This window comes from Pseudocitrobacter sp. 2023LY-00077 (genome assembly GCF_055796175.1).
Genome location: NZ_JBSPEI010000001.1, coordinates 225,210 through 242,396 on the forward strand (window position 1 = coordinate 225,210; position 17,187 = coordinate 242,396).

Here is a 17,187-nt window from a genome sequence, read left to right on the forward strand (position 1 = left end):
CCCGGCGCTCCGCCGGGCTATTCGTGCGGACGTTCCAGCCGATAGACCCAGTCGTCGTAGTCAATACCGTTCAGATGATAGGCATTTTCCAGTACCTGAATGCGCACAAACCCCTGTTTTTCCAGCAGGCGCGAAGAACTGCGGTTCTCGCCCAGCACCCAGGCATTAATGGCATTCACACCCAGTTCAGTAAACCCGTACTGGCAGATAGCGCTCAGGGCTTCGCGTGCATAGCCTTTTCCCTGCGCGCACGGTAACAGCGCATAGCCGACGTCTGCTTCATGTGGGTTTTTACTGCTGATACGTAAGCCAATATCACCGATTGGCTCAACGCTGTTTTCGCGCAGCACGAATACGCCACTATCGGCGCAGCGCGCATCGAAAACCGTTCGCAGCGCAGCGTCACTCAATACATCCCCCATATAACGCATCACCTGAGGATCCTGGCGGAGTCGCAGGAAAAAAGGCCAGTCAGATTCGTTGAAGGATGAGAGCAGCAGACGCGGCGTGGTGAGGGTAATCATATTCAATGCCATAACGGGTAAAGAAGCGATTACCTTAACACCTCAACGTGTGGGATTACAGGCTCTTGAGTGCAGCGTGGTGATTGCTAAGATCATGGTAATAGTTGAGTACCGTCTGGCTTTCCAGTGAGGCTCGAAGCTGTAGCGCAAGGTTCAGGCTATCCATGATGTGTGCCTGCGTGACCAGTGGGGAATCTGCGGAAATGCGTGCTTCAGAGACCAGCCAGTCAACGATGCTGCTCCAGCGCCAGAGCGGGGAGTTACCTTTCACGCGTTGTACAGGCCCTGGGAAATTACCGCTACCACGCGCACCTTCCTTTAAAAGTGCAACTGCCTGGCGCGTCAGCCCGGTTAATCCGGCGATATCACTTAAGCCAACCAGCGCAGAATCGACGGACTCCACACGAGCATGTAGCGAGGTGGATGATTCGATGTCACGAATGGCGGATAGAATGGCAGCATCCAGCGAGGGGCTTTCACGGTCAAATTCAAGATAGACCGAAGTGCCGTAAAAACAGACTAGCGCATCCTGGCAGCCTGCTGCATATAACGCATCCTCAAGGCCGGGTGTGCTGGCGTTGACGCCCGAGAGCGTTAACGTGAAATTAAAGAGTGGCATTGTTCACTGCTCCTTTGTGTTGTTTCGGATGAGTATCACGCCTGGCTTACACCTTTCCACCATACGGATAATTTGGTGTGCGTGGTGTACGGGTACGGCAGGTGTAGACCAGATGCTCATCATATGTTCCTGATGTTTGGGAGTGCCGCATTTCAATCTGCCAAAACAGTGGGCGCTTTTACCGCCAGCGACAAATATCCAATCTTGTTCCAACGCGTAGTGGATTGCTGCTCTGATATGTTTATCTGGATGTTCCTTCATCAGCGAGGTCCCGTGAGTATGAAGAGGGTGTTGACGTTCGTCAACATTATTGTGATGTAAAATAATCACGGGAGGGTTATGACAGAGCTTTTTTGACGATGTTGGAAGCGACCTCACGTTGATGAAAGTCGTTAACCAGGCAAAGTGACGTTATGCGAGGCGCCTTCAGGAAAGCACTCCCGTTTACAGGAGTGCCCTGTTTCAGGCTAAAAGATCCTCTAGCGCTTCATCGAGATCGTGCCAGCGGAAGACAAAACCGCTCTCTTCCAGCCGTTTTGGCAGGGCGCGTTGCCCGCCCAGCACCAGTACCGACGATTCCCCCATCAGCAGACGAATGGCCGTGGCGGGTACGCGAAGAATGGCGGGGCGATGTAATGCGTGCCCGAGGGAATGGGCGAATTGTTCATTGTGGACCGGGTAGGGGGAAACCATATTGAACGGCCCGCGCAGCGGATTATCGAGCAACCACAAAATGCCGTTGACCATATCGTCGATGTGGATCCACGCCAGATATTGTCGGCCGCTACCGATTGGCCCGCCGAGCCCAAGTTTGAACGGTGGCAGCATTTTGCCGAGAATACCGCCTTTCGCGGCCAGCACGACGCCGGTGCGAAGTAGGCAAACGCGGGTACGATCGCTTTGCGCGGTGCAGGCGATCTTTTCCCACTTCGCACAGAGTTTGTGGGTAAATTCATTGTGCGGCGGTTCTTCTTCGGTCACCACAACTTCACCGAGATCGCCATAATACCCCGCCGCAGAGCCGGATATCAGCACTTCAGGCGGCATTTCGCTGGCCTGAATTAATGCGCTAATCTTTTCCGTGATATGCCAGCGACTTTCGCACAGCCGTTGTTTTTGCGTATCGGTCCAGCGCTTATCGGCGATCGGCTCGCCCGCCAGATTGATGACGGCATCAATGCCATCGAGCGTGCGCTTGTCGTCAAGCCCCTTCCAGACCTCAACGCGCGAGCCAAAACGCTGCCGGGCTTTATCCGGGCTGCGGGTAACCACGGTCACCGCATGACCCAGCTCCAGCAGGCGCGGAATTAAATGGCCGCCAATCAGCCCGGTTCCTCCGGTAATCAGAATCTTCATGCCACCTCCGTCAGGAAGCGCTTAACGTTGCCAGCTCATTGCAATGGAAACGGAGTCGGCGTAACGCAGCGCGTGAAGTTTATCGACCTCAACTTCAGCATAGGTGACCCAGTGATGTTCACGTGCGATATCGAGCACATCCTGAGTTAATTTCTCCAGCAGTGAGAAGCGGTTACCCTCAATGTGGCTAATGATATTTTTGGTGATCGTGCGGTAGTTCAGCGCATCGTTAATATCTTCGCTGTTGCGCGCCCGGTCCGCCGGATAGCGGATTTCGATATTGATAACCACATCCTGTCGGTTGGCTATCTCTTCGTCTTTAATCCCGATGAAGGTGCGCAGGCGAAGGTTTTTGATGCGGATAATAGCGTCTGGCTGAGACATTGCAGATTACTCCCTTTTATAGTTGTCCCAGCCATCATACACGAAAGCAATCGGCCACTTAATGGGGCTGCGCCTGTTGCATGGCCCGCGCGGTTGCCGGGCGCTGGCGGATGCGCTCAAACCAGTTTTGCACCGCCGGGTAGGTGGTAAGATCGATACGTTGCCGCACGTGGGAATTTACCCACGGCCAGCAGGCGATATCGGCAATGCTGTAGTGATCGCCTGCAATCCACGGGTGACTGGCAAGGCGTTGATTCAGCACGCTATACAGGCGCTGGGTTTCCACCTGGTATCGCTCAATGGCGTAGGGAACGGGTTGCGGGGCGAAGTGATTAAAGTGATGGTTTTGCCCCAGCATCGGGCCCAGGCCGCCGACCTGCCAGAACAACCACTGTAACGTCGTGTGGCGCTCGCGCAGTTCGCCGCTCAGCAACTTGCCGGATTTTTCTGCCAGATAGAGAAGGATGGCCCCGGATTCAAACAGGCTAAATGGGGCGCCGCCGTCCTCCGGCTGATGATCAACAATGGCCGGGATTTTGTTATTCGGTGAAATATCGAGAAATTGCGGCTTAAACTGCTCGCCTTTATTGATATCGACGCGAATCAAGCGATAGGGCAGTTCAGCCTCTTCAAGGAAAAGCGTAATTTTGTGGCCGTTCGGGGTGGGCGCATAGTAGAGATCTATCATCGTCTCTCCGATTTTTGGCGGGTTGATTTCTACAGTATAGGCTCAAGTATCGACTCGGGGCTGACATGCAAAATCCTCATGGCGGCGATAAGTGACAAGCATGAAAAGACAGGATATGTTGATTTATCGCCATCAGACAGTGAGTATATTATGAGCACCCCTGCAATTACCCTTTGGTCCGATTCCGATTTTTTCTCGCCTTATGTTTTGTCCGTTTACGTGGCGCTGCAGGAAAAAAGCCTGCCGTTCACGCTCAAAACCGTGTCGCTGAATAACGGCGAACATCTTCAGTCAGGCTGGAAAGGCTATGGTCAGACGCGACGCGTACCCTTGCTGGAAATCGACGAGTTCCAGCTGAGCGAGTCATCGGCAATCACCGAATATCTTGATGAACGTTTTGCCCCGCCGCAGTGGGAGAGACTTTATCCGCATGATATGCAAAAACGCGCCCGCGCCCGGCAAATTCAGGCATGGTTGCGCAGCGACCTGATGCCGATTCGCGAAGAACGATCGACGGATGTGGTATTTGCTGGTGTAAAAAAACCGCCATTAACCCGCGCGGGAGAAGCAAGCGCCGCTAAACTGTTTGACACGGCGAGCGCGTTACTGGCTCACGGGCAGCAAAATTTGTTTGGTGAATGGTGTATCGCGGATACGGATCTGGCGCTGATGCTTAATCGCCTGGTGCTGAATGGAGATGATGTTCCTCAGGCGCTTGCCGACTACGCCGAGTTCCAGTGGCAACGTTCTTCGGTTCTGCGCTACGTTGCGCTTTCAGCGAAACGCGCAGGCTGAAAACGCGCACGGAATCCATTATGATAGTACGGTTTTCATGTGTGGAGATTTGATAAATGAAGCTGATGTTTGCATCGGATATTCATGGTTCTCTGCCCGCGACTGAACGCGTATTGTCACTCTTTGCACAAAGCGGTGCCCGCTGGTTGGTTATCCTTGGCGATATCCTCTATCACGGGCCGCGTAATGCATTGCCTGAGGGCTACGCACCGGCGCAGGTAGCCGAACGCCTCAACCCGCTGGCGAGCCAGATTATTGCCGTTCGCGGCAACTGCGACAGCGAAGTGGACCAGATGCTGTTGCACTTTCCCATCACCGCGCCCTGGCAGCAGATCCTGACTGAAAATCAGCATCTGTTTTTGACGCATGGTCATCTCTATGGCCCCGATAACCTTCCGCCGCTGGCGGCAGGTGATGTGCTGGTCTCCGGGCATACGCATCTCCCGGTTGCCGAGAAGCGCGGCGAGATTTTCCTGTTTAACCCCGGCTCGGTCAGCATTCCGAAAGGCGGTAATGTCGCCAGTTACGGCATGCTGGACGGCGATAAACTGCAAGTTTTCGCACTCAATGATCAACAGGTTATTGCAGAGGTTGTGATTAACCCGTAATTTAGCCGACAAACGTAAAATGCGCCGCAAGAGCGCTTCTGGAGAAACTTTTCTGATGGTCGAGCAGAATCATTTGGCAAGCACGGAATGGGTAGATATCGTCAACGAAGACAATGAGGTTATCGCGCAGGCCAGCCGTGAACAGATGCGGGCTCAGTGTCTGCGTCATCGCGCTACCTACATTGTCGTTCATGACGGTATGGGGAAAATACTGGTGCAGCGTCGCACCGATACCAAAGATTACCAACCTGGCTTGCTGGATGCGACGGCAGGCGGTGTGGTGCAGTCTGATGAGCAGATGCTCGACTCAGCGCGTCGCGAAGCAGAAGAAGAGCTGGGCATTGCTGGTGTGCCGTTTGCCGACCATGGACAGTTTTACTTTGAAGATAAGCACTGCCGCGTCTGGGGAAGCCTGTTCAGCTGTGTTTCTCACGGGCCGTTTGCGTTGCAGGAAGAAGAGGTCAGCGAAGTGTGCTGGCTGACGCCGGAAGAGATCACCGCGCGCTGTGACGAATTTACCGCAGACTCGCTAAAAGCGCTGGCGCTGTGGATGAGTCGCAATGCGAAGAATCAGTCACACGAACCGGAAACTGCTGACAAAGAGTAGCGTGCTGAAAATGTGATGGCGTATCGCGCCCATAAAAAAATCCAGAGGTTTAACCCCCTGGATTTTTTTTCGCCCCGGTGAAGGGGCGGCAGGCTGTATTAGTCCTGCTGAGACGACTGAATCGCGGTCAAAGCGATGGTGTAGACGATATCGTCAACCAGCGCGCCACGGGACAGGTCGTTAACCGGTTTGCGCATGCCTTGCAGCATCGGCCCGATGGAGATCAGGTCGGCAGAACGCTGTACCGCTTTGTAGGTGGTGTTACCGGTGTTCAGATCCGGGAAGATGAACACGGTAGCGCGACCTGCAACCGGAGAGTTCGGCGCTTTAGATTTCGCAACGTCAGCCATAACGGCGGCGTCATACTGCAGCGGGCCGTCGATCATCAGGTCAGGACGTTTTTCCTGCGCCAGACGAGTCGCTTCGCGAACTTTCTCTACATCGCTACCTGCACCAGAGGTACCGGTGGAGTAGGAGAGCATCGCTACGCGCGGTTCGATACCGAAAGCAGTAGCGGAATCAGCGGACTGAATCGCGATTTCTGCCAGCTGTTCAGCGGTCGGGTCTGGGTTGATCGCGCAGTCACCGTAAACATAAACCTGTTCCGGCAGCAGCATGAAGAACACAGAGGAAACCAGAGAGCTGCCCGGCGCAGTTTTGATCAGCTGCAGCGGCGGACGGATGGTGTTCGCAGTGGTGTGAACCGCACCGGAAACCAGACCGTCAACGTCGTCCTGTTCCAGCATCAGGGTGCCGAGAACCACGTTGTCTTCCAGCTGTTCGCGGGCAACGGTTTCGGTCATCCCTTTGTTTTTACGCAGTTCAACCAGACGAGCAACATAGCTTTCGCGAACCACATCCGGGTCAACGATTTCTACGCCAGCGCCCAGTTCAACGCCCTGTGCAGCAGCAACGCGGTTGATGTCATCCGGGTTACCCAGCAGCACGCAGGTTGCGATACCACGTTCAGCACAGATAGCGGCTGCTTTAACGGTACGTGGTTCGTCGCCTTCCGGCAGAACAACACGTTTACCCGCTTTACGCGCCAGCTCGGTCAGCTGATAACGGAACGCTGGCGGAGACAGACGACGGCTGCGCTCGGAGGTCGCAGTCAGAGACTCGATCCAGTCTGCGTTGATGTAGTTAGCAACGTATTCCTGAACTTTCTCAATACGCTCGTGATCGTCAACCGGGACTTCCAGGTTGAAGCTCTGCAGGCTCAGAGAGGTCTGCCAGGTGTTGGTGTTCACCATGAATACCGGCAGGCCGGTCGCGAAGGCACGTTCACACAGTTTGCTGATACGCGCGTCCATTTCATAGCCGCCGGTCAGAACCAGTGCGCCGATCTCCACGCCGTTCATTGCTGCCAGGCAAGCGGCAACCAGAACGTCAGGACGGTCAGCGGAGGTCACCAGCAGTGAACCCGGACGGAAGTGTTCCAGCATGTGCGGAATGCTACGTGCACAGAAGGTCACGGATTTCACGCGGCGGGTGTTGATATCGCCTTCGTTGATGATGGTCGCATTCAGGTGACGCGCCATGTCGATAGCGCGCGTCGCGATCAGATCGAAACTCCACGGAATCGCGCCCAGAACCGGCAGAGAGCTGGCAGAGCTCAATTTAGCAGGATCGACTTTAATCACTTTTGCAGTGGTGGAATCGTCGAAGATCTCAGACAGATCCGGGCGAGTACGGCCCTGCTCATCAACCGGGGCATTCAGTTTGTTAACGATAACGCCGGTGATGTTGGTGTTTTTCGCGCCGCCGAAGCTGCTGCGGGTCAGCTCAATGCGTTCGTTGATCTGTTCCTGGGTATCGGTACCCTGGGACATTACAAAGACGATTTCGGCATTCAGCGTTTTAGCAATTTCATAGTTCAGAGACTGGGCAAACTGATGTTTGCGAGTCGGAACCAGACCTTCAACCAGAACCACTTCCGCGTCTTTGGTGTTCGCGTGGTAGTTAGCGATGATCTCTTCCATCAGCACATCTTTCTGATTGCTGGACAGTAGAGACTCAACGTGGCTCATCTTCAGCGGTTCAGCCGCCGGGATAGCAGAGTTCGCACGCACGATAGTGGTGGTCTGGTCTGGCGCATCGCCACCGGTACGCGGTTGAGCGATAGGTTTGAAGACGCTCAGACGAACGCCTTTACGTTCCATAGCACGGATGACGCCCAGGCTGACGCTGGTCAGGCCGACGCTGGTTCCGGTAGGAATAAGCATGATAATACGGGACACGGTTTATCCTCTTTTGCTCGTTGCCGCCGATTTTGGCGGGCACAAAACAGCACCGCCAGCATTGCTGGCGGTGTGGAATCAGGCGGTCAGACGGCAGGCGTCTTGCGCGATAACCAGCTCTTCGTTGGTCGGGATCACAACAGCAGGGCGGGTGCCTTCTTTGTTGATGAAGCCAGATTTACCGAAACGAGCAGCCAGGTTACGTTCGTGATCAACTTCGAAGCCCAGAACGCCCAGTTTACCCAGGGAGAGTTCGCGAACCATTGCAGCGTTTTCACCGATACCACCGGTGAAGACAACCGCGTCCAGACGACCGTCCATCAGTGCAGTGTAAGAACCGATGTATTTCGCCAGACGGTGGCAGTAAACGTCCATTGCACGTTTAGCGTCAGCTTTCTCTTTGTAGTTGTCTTCAACATAACGGCAGTCGCTGGTGACTTCGGTCAGACCCAGCAGGCCAGACTCTTTGGTCAGCATTTTGTTGATAGCGTCAACGCTCATGCCCAGGGTGTCGTGCAGGTGGAAGATGATAGCCGGGTCGATATCGCCAGAGCGCGTACCCATTACCAGACCTTCCAGCGGAGTCAGACCCATAGAGGTGTCAACGCATTTGCCGTTACGGATTGCAGAAACAGAACCACCGTTGCCCAGGTGGCAGGTAATGATGTTCAGTTCTTCAACCGGTTTGTTCAGCATTTTGGCCGCTTCCTGAGTCACGAAGAAGTGGCTGGTGCCGTGCGCGCCATAGCGACGAACGCCGTGCTCTTTGTACAGGCTGTACGGCAGAGCATAAAGGTAAGATTCTTCCGGCATGGTCTGATGGAACGCGGTATCGAATACAGCCACGTTTTTGTCTTTCAGATTCGGGAAGGATTTCAGCGCTTCGGCGATACCGATCAGGTGAGCCGGGTTGTGCAGCGGAGCAAAAGAGGCAGAGTCTTTGATGCCCTGAATGACGGATTCGTCGATAACAACGGAGCTGGTGTACTTCTCGCCGCCGTGTACGATACGGTGACCAATCGCAGTCAGCTGTGCAGACAGTTCTGGTTTTTGTGCCAGAATAGTGTTAACGATAAAGTTCAGCGCTTCACTGTGAGCGGCGCCTGCACCTAAAGCCGCTTCTTGTTTGCTGCCGTCCATTTTCCATTTGATACGTGCTTCAGGAAGATGGAAACATTCGGCCAAACCAGAGAGGTACTCGTCACCGTTCAGTGCATCGATGATGGCAAATTTCAGTGAGGAGCTACCGCAGTTCAGAACCAGTACTAACTTACTCGACATGGAAGTACCTATTTATGATACGTGGCTAAAAAAACGTCAGGAGTCACAAAGCGTAGCGCAGGATGAAGCTGACATTTATGATTAACATCATGCCTGAATCGATTTTGAGGCAGGATGAAAGAAATACATATTGATTCTAAGTCATTTTGCATATTTTTCAGCCAATGGCAGAATATGCGATAATTTGACGGACTGGACGAGATAGACTAGCCCTCATCTCAGGCTGGCACAGGATACCCGATTGCAGGGTTTATGCCAAAATGTTTTGAACGTTGTCATACCCAGTTGTGGATTTGCACGAATTTTTTAATTTTTATATGTGAAGTTGAGGTAAGCCATGTCGACGCCCGAAAATCGCTCGGTCAGTTTTTTTAGTTTGTTCCGCCGGGGGCAGCACTACTCTAAGACGTGGCCGCTGGAAAAACGCCTTGCGCCGGTGTTTATTGAAAACCGCGCGATCCGTATCACTCGCCACGCAATCCGCTTTATGCCGCCGGTAGCGGTCTTTACCCTGTGCTGGCAAATTGCCCTGGGTGGGCAACTTGGTCCGGCCGTCGCCACCGCGCTGTTTGCCCTGAGCCTGCCGATGCAGGGGCTATGGTGGTTGGGGAAACGCTCCGTTACGCCGCTGCCGCCGTCCACCTTGCAGTGGTTCTACGAAGTGCGTGGCAAATTACAGGAAGCCGGGCAGGCGCTCGCCCCGGTAGAAGGCAAGCCTGATTACCAGGCGCTGGCTGACACGCTTAAGCGCGCCTTCAAACAACTGGATAAAACTTTCCTTGATGATTTGTAATTAACCATCAAAAACGCATATAAAAGAAGGCACAACGTTTGTGTCTTTTTTTATGCTGCAAAGCGCAACAGGAGTCGTAAAAATGGAAATGACCCATGCTCAACGTCTGATTTTGTCTAATCAATACAAAATGATGACGATGCTTGATCCCGATAACGCGGAACGCTATCGCCGTCTGCAGACCATCATCGAGCGCGGTTTTGGCCTGCAAATGCGCGAACTGGATCGCGACTTCGGTGAGTTAAAAGAAGAAACCTGCCGCATTGTTATCGACATCATGGAGATGTATCACGCGCTGCACGTTTCATGGACCAACCTGAAAGACGCCGACACTATCGATGAACGTCGCGTCACCTTCCTTGGTTTTGACGCGGCAACCGAAGCCCGCTTCCTGAGCTATGTCCGCTTCATGGTTAATGTTGAAGGCCGCTATACCCATTTCGACGCAGGAACGCACGGCTTTAACGCCCAGACCCCAATGTGGGAAAAATATCAGCGCATGCTGAACGTCTGGCACTCCTGCCCGCGCCAGTACCACCTGAGCAGCAACGAAATTAATCAAATCATCAACGCCTGAGGGAGGCGCCTGTGCAGTGTAAAGGTTTTCTGTTTGATCTGGACGGTACGCTGGTGGATTCTCTGCCGGTCGTGGAACGCTCATGGTGCAGTTGGGGCGATCGTTTCGGGATACCGCACGATGAGATCCTCGGTTTTATCCACGGTAAACAAGCGATCACCTCGCTGCGCCACTTTATGCCGGGGCAATCTGAAGAGGCGATCCAGGCCGAGTTCACCCGCCTTGAGCAGATTGAAGCCAGCGATACGGACGGCGTGATTGCACTGCCAGGCGCGCTTGAGTTGCTCGAAACGCTGAACGCGAACCACATTCCGTGGGCGATTGTGACGTCGGGCTCGATTCCGGTTGCTCATGCGCGCCACAAAGCGGCGGGGCTGCCGATGCCGGAAGTCTTTGTCACCGCCGAGCGCGTGAAACGCGGCAAGCCAGAGCCGGATGCGTATCTGCTTGGCGCGGAGCTGTTAGGGCTCGCCCCGCTGGATTGTACCGTCGTGGAAGATGCGGCGGCGGGCGTGCTCTCCGGTCTGGCGGCAGGGTGTCATGTGATAGCGGTTAACGTGCCGGCAGATGCGCCACGTCTTAACGAAGCCGATTTTGTGCTGACGACGCTTGATGTGCTCAATATTGCTAAACAGCCCGACGGCACCGTTGATGTGACGTTAAAAGCATAAACTTATGATTTGGCCCCGCATACACGGGGCTTTTTTCTGCCATGATATAACCACTTATCACTTATCTTTCTGACAAGGATGTGTTTTGAACGGTGAATTGATTTGGGTGCTCTCTCTACTGGCTATCGCGGTTGTGCTGTTCGCGATGGGCAAAGTGCGCATGGATGCTATCGCACTGTTGGTCATTGTGGCCTTCGTACTAAGTGGCACCTTAACCCTCAGCGAAGCCTTTTCAGGTTTTAGCGATCCCAACGTTATTCTGATTGCCGCCCTGTTTATCATCGGCGATGGCCTGGTGCGTACTGGCGTCGCCACCAAGATGGGCGCGTGGCTGGTGCAGGTTGCCGGCAGCAGCGAAACCAAGATGCTGGTCTATCTGATGCTCACCGTCGCCGGTCTCGGTGCGTTTATGAGCTCAACCGGCGTGGTGGCTATCTTTATTCCCGTCGTCCTCAGCGTGTCGATGCGCATGAATATCTCGCCGTCGCGCCTGATGATGCCGCTCAGTTTTGCCGGGCTTATCAGCGGTATGATGACGCTGGTGGCGACGCCACCGAACCTGGTGGTCAACAGTGAATTACTTCGCGAAGGGCTGCACGGCTTTGGCTTCTTCAGCGTCACGCCGATTGGCCTGGTCGTGCTGCTGCTCGGCATCGTTTATATGCTGCTGATGCGCTTTATGTTCAAAGGCGAAGACCCGTCATCGTCACGCGATGGCGGCAAACGCAGCTCGTTTCGCGATCTCATCAAAGCTTATCGCTTAACGGGGCGTGCGCGCCGCCTGGCGATTCGCCCCGGCTCGCCAATGATTGGCCAGCGACTCGATGACCTGAAGCTGCGTGAACGCTACGGCGCGAACGTTATCGGCGTGGAACGCTGGCGTCGTTTTCGCCGGGTGATTGTGAACGTTAACGGGGTCTCTGAATTCCGCGCGCGCGATGTGCTGCTGATCGACATGTCGGCGGCAGACGTGGACCTGCGTGAGTTTTGCGCCGAACAGATGCTTGAGCCAATGGTGCTGCGTGGTGAATACTTTGCCGATCAGGCGCTCGATGTAGGGATGGCGGAAGTCTCGCTGATCCCGGAATCGGAACTGCTGGGGAAAACGGTGCGCGAAATAGCGTTTCGTACCCGTTATGGTCTGAACGTCGTTGGGATGAAACGTAACGGCGAAGCGCTGGACGGCTCGGTGGTAGACATCCCGCTGGAACTTGGCGATATCGTGCTGGTGGTGGGGAACTGGAAACTCATCAATCAGCTGGCGCAGAAAGGGCGCGATTTCGTGGTGCTTAACCTGCCGGTTGAAGTGAGCGATGCTTCGCCAGCGCATAGCCAGGCTCCGCATGCGATTTTCTGTCTGGTGCTGATGGTTGCTTTGATGCTCACAGATGAAATACCTAACCCGATTGCGGCGATTATAGCCTGCCTGCTGATGGGGAAATTCCGCTGTATTGATGCGCAAAGCGCGTATAAATCCATTCACTGGCCGAGCATCATTTTGATTGTGGGGATGATGCCGTTCGCGCTGGCGCTGCAAAAAACCGGTGGTGTTGATTTGGTGGTGAAAGGGCTGATGGATATCGGCGGCGGGCAGGGACCGTACTTGATGCTGGGCTGTCTGTTCGTGATGTGCGCCACTATCGGGCTGTTTATTTCCAACACGGCAACGGCGGTATTGATGGCGCCGATTGCGCTGGCGACAGCGAAATCGATGGGCGTTTCACCCTATCCGTTTGCCATGGTAGTGGCGATGGCGGCCTCGGCGGCCTTTATGACGCCGGTATCATCGCCGGTGAACACGCTGGTGCTGGGGCCAGGGAAATATAGCTTCAGTGATTTCGTGAAAATCGGGGTTCCGTTCACCATTCTGGTGATGATTGTCAGCGTGCTGCTGATACCGGTATTGTTCCCGTTTTGAGTGGCGGTAAAGCCGGATGGCGGCTTCGCCTTATCCGGCCTAAGCGGGTTGATAATGTTGGATGCACCTGTAGGCCGGATAAGCGCCAGCGCCATCCGGCAACAACAGACCGCACTACAGCGGCGAATCGGTACTGATCTCGTCCAGCGACAAATGGAAGCTCGGCACAAACACGTCCATAAAGTAGTCCATCTCTTCGCTACGCCGTTCTGACAGCGTTTTCTCCAGCCGACCTTTTGCCAGCAAAAACTCGTTATTCCCGGCCGATAACTCTTCCAGGCATTTCAAATACGCACACAACGCATCGGCCTGTTTAACCAGCGATTTCTCTTCCTCGCTGTATTGATGTTCATCGATCAGCGGTGCAAAGATATCCTGCAACTCCTCCGGCACCATCTCGACCAGCTTCTGCTGGGCAATCTTTTCGATAGCTTTATATTCCTGGGCGATTTGCGAATTGAAGTATTTCACCGGTGTCGGTAAGTCTCCGGTAAGCACTTCCGATGCGTCGTGATACATCGCCAGCAGTGCGATGCGCTCGGCGTTAACCTGTCCGCCAAATTTACGGTTTTTAATCGCGGCCAGCGCGTGGGCAACCATCGCCACCTGCAAGCTGTGTTCAGAGACGTTTTCCGTGCGCACGTTGCGCATCAATGGCCAGCGGTTGATTAATTTGAGGCGGGAGAGGTGGGCAAAAAAATGACTCTGATTCATAGCGACCCTTACTCGGTTACATCAGTAAGGGTCATTGTGCGCTGAGATGCGGGCCGGATGCAAATCCGGCCAACGCCTTACGCCTGACGATAGCCCGACAGGAAGCGGCCAAAGCGGGTAATTGACATCTCGAGGTCGTCGATGCGCGGCAGTGTGACGATACGCACATGGTCCGGCCACGGCCAGTTAAACGCCGTTCCCTGAACCAGCAGCACTTTTTCCTGCAACAGGAAATCGAGCACCATTTTCTGATCATCGTGAATGTTAAAGCGTTTAGCATCGATTTTCGGGAACATGTAGAGCGCGCCGTTAGGCTTCACGCACGAGACGCCAGGGATCTCGTTAATCAGTTCCCACGCGCGGTTACGCTGCTCATATAAACGACCGCCCGGTACGATAAACTCGCTGATACTCTGATACCCGCCCAGCGCCGTCTGGATGGCGTGCTGCGCCGGAACGTTGGCGCACAGGCGCATTGAGGCCAGCATTTCCAGCCCTTCAATATAACCTTTCGCATGTTTTTTCGGCCCGTTCAGTACCATCCAGCCCTGACGGAAGCCCGCCACGCGATAGGTTTTTGACAGGCCGTTAAAGGTCACGGTCAGTAAGTCTGGGGCCAGCGCGGCGATAGAGTGGTGCTGGGCGTGATCGTAGAGGATCTTATCGTAGATTTCGTCAGCGAAGATGATCAGGTTATGTTCGCGGGCGAGCTCGACGATTTCCAACAGCAGCTCTTTGGGATAGACCGCCCCGGTTGGGTTGTTCGGGTTGATGATCACAATGCCGCGGGTTCGCGGGGTGATTTTGGCGCGAATATCGTCGAGGTCCGGGAACCAGCCTGCGGATTCATCGCACAGATAGTGCACCGCATTGCCGCCGGAAAGCGAGACTGCTGCTGTCCATAACGGGTAATCCGGTGCCGGCACCAGCATTTCATCGCCGCTGTTCAGCAATGCCTGCATGGCCTGCACAATCAGTTCAGATACGCCATTGCCGATATAAATATCTTCTACCGTCACATCGCGCATGCCGCGTGCCTGGTAGTGTTGCATGATAGCTTTACGGGCGGAGTAGAGCCCTTTGGAGTCGCAATAACCTTGCGCTGTTGGCAGGTTGCGGATCACATCGACCAGGATTTCATCCGGCGCGTCAAACCCGAAGGGGGCCGGGTTGCCGATGTTGAGCTTCAGAACTTTGTTGCCTTCTTCTTCAAGGCGTTTGGCCTCTTTCAGAACCGGGCCACGGATGTCGTAACAGACGTTGTCTAACTTGCTGGATTTTTCGATGGGGGACATGAACCTTTAACCTTTTTAGCTGTTATCGCCACTCCCAGCCATGGAAGTCAGCTTGGAATAATGTACTCCGCATCACCGGTGTTTTGAAGGGTCAACAGGAGAAGATTTTGTCAGTTTTAATGTCGCAGCACATTCTTTTTATCTAAAATTCAGCGACAATGCCGATTGTATGTATTGTTAATTTATTGTTTTATAGCGTCTTGTGTTGGTTGCTTGTTGATTTTCAGTTGTTTTAACTGATTAAAAACAAAACAGTTAAGTCAGGCGAAAATGTGCCGCGATATACTTTAGCAATGCTTTAGTAATATTAATTGTGAATGAATTTATGAAACATATACATCATGGCTAATACATTTCTCTGTGAATTCAATGTTAATCATTGTTAATGAACACCTCTGCCGGTCATTAATGTTTTATTTTAAATTGCAAAGTAATCATTAAGAATTGTTAGTTTTATTAAAGCATTTTGATTTTAATGGAATTTTTGCCTAAAGATCTTACTTATTAATACTTATAAATATAATGGTTTTAGGTTAGGATAATGATGTTATCGCGGACATTCATTCATCATACTTGTGAGTGATTATCGCTGCAAACAGACAACGTGATGTTATTAAACACTTTTTAATCATTTGTTTCCCTCCGGTATTATTGGGTAGTCAGCATTATATCGACTGGCCAGACAACCGGATTTTGAAAGAGCTCACACAAAGGTACTGAGAACAATAGTCTCACACCTGAAGATAAACACTTTATCGCAGAGGGGACTGTCACCCGATGGGAGGCAGACAATTTTAATGTAATACCGCTCCGTCAGGCAGTCATTCGGTTGCATCATGCCGAAGGATGGGCTTTTAAAAGGATGAGCCTGATTTTAGAGCGCGGCATCAACAAGGCAGGTTAGCCTTAGCGACCTGTAAGTGAATAAATATGATAAATGCAAATCGTCCGATACTGAACCTCGACCTCGATCTGCTGAGAACATTTGTTGCGGTCGCCGATTTGAGCACTTTTGCCGCAGCAGCAGCAGCCGTTTGTCGCACCCAATCCGCCGTTAGCCAGCAAATGCAGCGGCTTGAACAACTTGTTGGCAAAGAACTTTTTGCCCGTCATGGCCGTAATAAACTGCTGACCGAACACGGTATCCAGCTCTTAGGCTATGCACGTAAAATCCTGCGCTTTAATGATGAAGCCTGTACATCGCTGATGTTCAGTACGCTTCAGGGGCAACTGACGATTGGTTCGTCCGATGAGTCAGCGGATACCATCCTGCCGTTCCTGCTCAACCGTATTAGCTCCGCCTGGCCGAAGCTTGGGCTTGATGTGCGTGTTAAGCGACACGCGGACATGGCGGACATGCTCCATAAGAACGAGGTTGATCTGGTACTCACCACGCACCGGATCGACGCGTTCCACTCGACGGTGTTACGTACCTCGCCGACGCACTGGTACTGCGCCGCAGAGTTCGCCCTGCGTCCGGGAGAGCCCGTACCATTGGTGTTGCTTGATGATCCGAGCCCGTTCCGCGATATGATTATCTCCACCCTGGATGCGGCAAATGTGCCGTGGCGTCTGGCGTATGTGGCCTCTACACCGTCAGCGGTACGCGCTGCGGTGAAGGCGGGGCTTGGCGTTACCGCAAGGCCGGTAGAGATGATGAGCCCGGAACTGCGCGTGCTGGGAAGAGCCGACAAAATGCCGGTGTTGCCAGATACCGAATATTTACTAAGCTGTAACGTGCAGAATCCAAATGAATTAATGCAGATGATCTTCCAGTCGGTTGAGACGAGCATCAAGCCATGGACACAGAGCACTGTCTATACCCTGGAAGGGGGAGATAATTCCCATGCTGATGACGAGGTTATTGAGTAACAACCTTGTAGAAAACTGGTAACAAAATGTAAGTGTAAAAAAGAGTCACTGGCCAGCGAAAATGAGCCAGTGGCTTTTTTTTCGCCTGCGCTAATGCTTTTTGCAATTAATGCTTTTTACTATTCGTAATGCAATCAGTTAATTAAGTGATTACTTGCCGTAAATTCGGGCAATTGTGATCCACTTTTAACATATCCTGCTAATGTTAAAAAACCGGGTGTTTTGTTGCTGTTTTTCAGGTCGAA

The 17,187-nt window shown here is 53.2% G+C and carries 18 protein-coding genes; 8 read left to right on the top strand and 10 right to left on the bottom strand.

Annotated features, from left to right (window positions below):
• Positions 1-17 precede the first annotated feature (17 nt).
• The 6 genes from ACWWFX_RS01110 to yfcG form a co-directional block, all read right to left on the bottom strand.
• Positions 18-524 carry a GNAT family N-acetyltransferase gene (locus ACWWFX_RS01110; RefSeq protein ID WP_473223000.1) on the bottom strand — a complete coding sequence of 169 codons (507 nt, stop codon included), beginning with the start codon at positions 522-524 and terminating at the stop codon, positions 18-20.
• Between the two features lie 55 nt (positions 525-579).
• Positions 580-1,143: a helix-turn-helix transcriptional regulator gene (locus ACWWFX_RS01115; protein ID WP_473223001.1), complete on the bottom strand. Its 564-nt coding sequence runs from the start codon at positions 1,141-1,143 to the stop codon at positions 580-582.
• A 3-nt stretch (positions 1,144-1,146) separates the two neighbouring features.
• A complete protein-coding gene (locus ACWWFX_RS01120; protein WP_276219747.1) occupies positions 1,147-1,404 on the bottom strand; it encodes a hypothetical protein in 258 nt (85 codons plus the stop codon).
• Between the two features lie 201 nt (positions 1,405-1,605).
• The gene (locus tag ACWWFX_RS01125; RefSeq protein ID WP_473223002.1) at positions 1,606-2,499 is read right to left on the bottom strand and encodes a TIGR01777 family oxidoreductase; all 894 of its coding nucleotides are present in this window, start codon (positions 2,497-2,499) and stop codon (positions 1,606-1,608) included.
• A 21-nt stretch (positions 2,500-2,520) separates the two neighbouring features.
• Complete coding sequence (gene folX / locus ACWWFX_RS01130; protein ID WP_015963638.1) at positions 2,521-2,883, bottom strand: dihydroneopterin triphosphate 2'-epimerase; 363 nt, start codon at positions 2,881-2,883, stop codon at positions 2,521-2,523.
• 58 nt (positions 2,884-2,941) lie between these two features.
• Positions 2,942-3,571 (bottom strand): GSH-dependent disulfide bond oxidoreductase, encoded by a 630-nt coding sequence (yfcG, locus tag ACWWFX_RS01135; protein WP_473223003.1) that lies wholly within the window; start codon positions 3,569-3,571, stop codon positions 2,942-2,944.
• Between the two features lie 150 nt (positions 3,572-3,721).
• Here yfcG and yfcF point away from each other — a divergent pair, with 150 nt between their 5' ends.
• The 3 genes from yfcF to yfcD are packed head-to-tail and all read left to right on the top strand — an operon-like array spanning position 3,722 to position 5,581.
• Positions 3,722-4,366: a glutathione transferase gene (gene yfcF, locus ACWWFX_RS01140; RefSeq protein ID WP_276219750.1), complete on the top strand. Its 645-nt coding sequence runs from the start codon at positions 3,722-3,724 to the stop codon at positions 4,364-4,366.
• Between the two features lie 56 nt (positions 4,367-4,422).
• A complete protein-coding gene (yfcE, locus tag ACWWFX_RS01145) occupies positions 4,423-4,974 on the top strand; it encodes a phosphodiesterase (RefSeq protein WP_473223004.1) in 552 nt (183 codons plus the stop codon).
• A 55-nt stretch (positions 4,975-5,029) separates the two neighbouring features.
• Positions 5,030-5,581 (top strand): NUDIX hydrolase YfcD, encoded by a 552-nt coding sequence (gene yfcD / locus ACWWFX_RS01150; RefSeq protein WP_108473583.1) that lies wholly within the window; start codon positions 5,030-5,032, stop codon positions 5,579-5,581.
• A gap of 98 nt (positions 5,582-5,679) precedes the next feature.
• Here yfcD and pta read toward each other — a convergent pair whose 3' ends face one another.
• Together pta and ackA are read right to left on the bottom strand one after the other, a co-directional pair.
• Positions 5,680-7,821: a phosphate acetyltransferase gene (pta, locus tag ACWWFX_RS01155; RefSeq protein WP_276219752.1), complete on the bottom strand. Its 2,142-nt coding sequence runs from the start codon at positions 7,819-7,821 to the stop codon at positions 5,680-5,682.
• Between the two features lie 78 nt (positions 7,822-7,899).
• Positions 7,900-9,102, bottom strand: coding sequence for an acetate kinase (ackA, locus tag ACWWFX_RS01160; protein ID WP_015963644.1), 1,203 nt, complete (start codon positions 9,100-9,102; stop codon positions 7,900-7,902).
• Between the two features lie 337 nt (positions 9,103-9,439).
• Here ackA and yfbV point away from each other — a divergent pair, with 337 nt between their 5' ends.
• The 4 genes from yfbV to ACWWFX_RS01180 all read left to right on the top strand — a co-directional run bounded on the left by yfbV (position 9,440) and on the right by ACWWFX_RS01180 (position 13,061).
• Positions 9,440-9,895, top strand: a complete 456-nt coding sequence (yfbV, locus tag ACWWFX_RS01165; RefSeq protein WP_108473586.1) for a terminus macrodomain insulation protein YfbV — start codon at positions 9,440-9,442, stop codon at positions 9,893-9,895.
• 82 nt (positions 9,896-9,977) lie between these two features.
• Positions 9,978-10,472 carry a YfbU family protein gene (locus ACWWFX_RS01170; RefSeq protein WP_149462008.1) on the top strand — a complete coding sequence of 165 codons (495 nt, stop codon included), beginning with the start codon at positions 9,978-9,980 and terminating at the stop codon, positions 10,470-10,472.
• Positions 10,473-10,483: 11 nt separating this feature from the next.
• Positions 10,484-11,143: a sugar phosphatase gene (locus ACWWFX_RS01175; protein WP_473223005.1), complete on the top strand. Its 660-nt coding sequence runs from the start codon at positions 10,484-10,486 to the stop codon at positions 11,141-11,143.
• Positions 11,144-11,228: 85 nt separating this feature from the next.
• A complete protein-coding gene (locus ACWWFX_RS01180; protein WP_015963648.1) occupies positions 11,229-13,061 on the top strand; it encodes an SLC13 family permease in 1,833 nt (610 codons plus the stop codon).
• Between the two features lie 114 nt (positions 13,062-13,175).
• Here ACWWFX_RS01180 and yfbR read toward each other — a convergent pair whose 3' ends face one another.
• Complete coding sequence (yfbR, locus tag ACWWFX_RS01185) at positions 13,176-13,775, bottom strand: 5'-deoxynucleotidase (protein ID WP_276219755.1); 600 nt, start codon at positions 13,773-13,775, stop codon at positions 13,176-13,178.
• Positions 13,776-13,852: 77 nt separating this feature from the next.
• Positions 13,853-15,070, bottom strand: coding sequence for a pyridoxal phosphate-dependent aminotransferase (locus ACWWFX_RS01190; protein WP_473223006.1), 1,218 nt, complete (start codon positions 15,068-15,070; stop codon positions 13,853-13,855).
• Between the two features lie 930 nt (positions 15,071-16,000).
• Here ACWWFX_RS01190 and lrhA point away from each other — a divergent pair.
• Positions 16,001-16,942 (top strand): transcriptional regulator LrhA, encoded by a 942-nt coding sequence (gene lrhA, locus ACWWFX_RS01195; protein ID WP_015963651.1) that lies wholly within the window; start codon positions 16,001-16,003, stop codon positions 16,940-16,942.
• The last annotated feature ends 245 nt before the right edge of the window (positions 16,943-17,187 follow it).